Consider the following 3,108-nt stretch of genomic DNA (forward strand, 5'->3'; position numbering starts at 1 on the left):
TAAAAAATAGATTTTACCAAGCAAAACCGAGTGAATTAGAGTTTTTAAAAGCTTTATTCATTTAAATGAATCGCTAGTAATCAATTGCCGATGGCAAACGATTACTCACAATATTAATAACGTGATTAAGTTATTAAGGGCGCACGGTGGATGCCTTGGCACTAGAAGCCGAAGAAGGACGTTACTAACGACGATATGCTTTGGGTAGCTGTAAGTAAGCGTTGATCCAGAGATTTCCGAATGGGGAAACCCAGCACAAGTTATGTTGTGTTATCGACATGTGAATACATAGCATGTCAGAAGGCAGACGCGGAGAACTGAAACATCTTAGTACCCGCAGGAAGAGAAAGAAAAATCGATTCCCTGAGTAGCGGCGAGCGAAACGGGAAGAGCCCAAACCAATGAGCTTGCTCATTGGGGTTGTAGGACACTCTATACGGAGTTACAAAGGAATAAATTAGACGAATCGTACTGGAAAGTTGAACCAGAGAAGGTAAGAGTCCTGTAGTCGAAAGTTTATTCTCTCTTGAGTGGATCCTGAGTACGACGGAGCACGTGAAATTCCGTCGGAATCCGGGAGGACCATCTCCCAAGGCTAAATACTCTCTAGTGACCGATAGTGAACCAGTACCGTGAGGGAAAGGTGAAAAGTACCCCGGAAGGGGAGTGAAAAAGAACTTGAAACCGTGTGCTTACAAGTAGTCAGAGCCCGTTAATGGGTGATGGCGTGCCTTTTGTAGAATGAACCGGCGAGTTACGATCTGATGCAAGGTTAAGCAGCGAATGCGGAGCCGCAGCGAAAGCGAGTCTGAATAGGGCGTTGAGTATTTGGTCGTAGACCCGAAACCAGGTGATCTACCCTTGGTCAGGTTGAAGTTCAGGTAACACTGAATGGAGGACCGAACCGACTTACGTTGAAAAGTGAGCGGATGAACTGAGGGTAGCGGAGAAATTCCAATCGAACCTGGAGATAGCTGGTTCTCTCCGAAATAGCTTTAGGGCTAGCCTCAAGTGATGATTGTTGGAGGTAGAGCACTGTTTGGACGAGGGGCCCCTCTCGGGTTACCGAATTCAGACAAACTCCGAATGCCAATCAATTTAACTTGGGAGTCAGAACGTGGGTGATAAGGTCCATGTTCGAAAGGGAAACAGCCCAGACCACCAGCTAAGGTCCCAAAATATATGTTAAGTGGCAAAGGATGTGGTATTGCCCAGACAACTAGGATGTTGGCTTAGAAGCAGCCATCATTTAAAGAGTGCGTAATAGCTCACTAGTCGAGTGACACTGCGCCGAAAATGTACCGGGGCTAAACATATTACCGAAGCTGTGGATTGTCCGTAGGACAATGGTAGGAGAGCGTTCTAAGGGCGTCGAAGCATGATCGCAAGGACATGTGGAGCGCTTAGAAGTGAGAATGCCGGTGTGAGTAGCGAAAGATGGGTGAGAATCCCATCCACCGATTGACTAAGGTTTCCAGAGGAAGGCTCGTCCGCTCTGGGTTAGTCGGGTCCTAAGCCGAGGCCGACAGGCGTAGGCGATGGATAACAGGTTGATATTCCTGTACCACCATTTATCGTTTTAAGCGATGGGGGGACACAGTAGGATAGGCGAAGCGTGCTGTTGGAGTGCACGTCCAAGCAGTGAGACTGAATGGTAGGCAAATCCGCCATTCTTAAGGTTGAGCTGTGATGGGGAGAGGAAACATGTTTTCCTCGAGTCGTTGATTTCACACTGTCGAGAAAAGCCTCTAGCTAGATAACTGGTGCCCGTACCGCAAACCGACACAGGTAGTCAAGATGAGAATTCTAAGGTGAGCGAGAGAACTCTCGTTAAGGAACTCGGCAAAATGACCCCGTAACTTCGGGAGAAGGGGTGCTCTTTAGGGTTCACGCTCTGAAGAGCCGCAGTGAATAGGCCCAAGCGACTGTTTATCAAAAACACAGGTCTCTGCTAAACCGTAAGGTGATGTATAGGGGCTGACGCCTGCCCGGTGCTGGAAGGTTAAGAGGAGTGGTTAGCTTCTGCGAAGCTACGAATCGAAGCCCCAGTAAACGGCGGCCGTAACTATAACGGTCCTAAGGTAGCGAAATTCCTTGTCGGGTAAGTTCCGACCCGCACGAAAGGCGTAACGATTTGGGCACTGTCTCAACGAGAGACTCGGTGAAATCATAGTACCTGTGAAGATGCAGGTTACCCGCGACAGGACGGAAAGACCCCGTGGAGCTTTACTGTAGCCTGATATTGAAATTCGGCACAGCTTGTACAGGATAGGTAGGAGCCTTAGAAGCGTGAGCGCCAGCTTACGCCGAGGCGCTGGTGGGATACTACCCTAGCTGTGTTGGATTTCTAACCCGCGCCATTGATCATGGCGGGAGACAGTGTCAGGCGGGCAGTTTGACTGGGGCGGTCGCCTCCTAAAGTGTAACGGAGGCGCTCAAAGGTTCCCTCAGAATGGTTGGAAATCATTCATAGAGTGTAAAGGCATAAGGGAGCTTGACTGCGAGACCTACAAGTCGAGCAGGGTCGAAAGACGGACTTAGTGATCCGGTGGTTCCGCATGGAAGGGCCATCGCTCAACGGATAAAAGCTACCCCGGGGATAACAGGCTTATCTCCCCCAAGAGTTCACATCGACGGGGAGGTTTGGCACCTCGATGTCGGCTCATCGCATCCTGGGGCTGTAGTCGGTCCCAAGGGTTGGGCTGTTCGCCCATTAAAGCGGTACGCGAGCTGGGTTCAGAACGTCGTGAGACAGTTCGGTCCCTATCCGTCGTGGGCGTAGGAAATTTGAGAGGAGCTGTCCTTAGTACGAGAGGACCGGGATGGACATACCTCTGGTGTACCAGTTGTCGTGCCAACGGCATAGCTGGGTAGCTATGTATGGACGGGATAAGTGCTGAAAGCATCTAAGCATGAAGCCCCCCTCAAGATGAGATTTCCCAACTTCGGTTATAAGATCCCTCAAAGATGATGAGGTTAATAGGTTCGGGGTGGAAGCATAGCGATATGTGGAGCTGACGAATACTAATCGATCGAAGACTTAATCAAATTTCAAGTTTTGATTGGTCAAATTGAAATTTACTTACTATCTAGTTTTGAATGTATAAT

Annotated in this window: 1 rRNA gene; it reads left to right on the plus strand. The window is 49.1% G+C overall.

What is annotated here, in order from left to right:
• Window positions 1-123: 123 nt before the first annotated feature.
• Window positions 124-3,048: ribosomal RNA gene (locus C7N65_RS12460) — 23S ribosomal RNA — on the plus strand.
• Window positions 3,049-3,108 lie beyond the last annotated feature (60 nt).

The sequence above is a fragment of the Staphylococcus simulans genome (assembly GCF_002994445.1).
Lineage (GTDB): Bacteria > Bacillota > Bacilli > Staphylococcales > Staphylococcaceae > Staphylococcus > Staphylococcus simulans_B.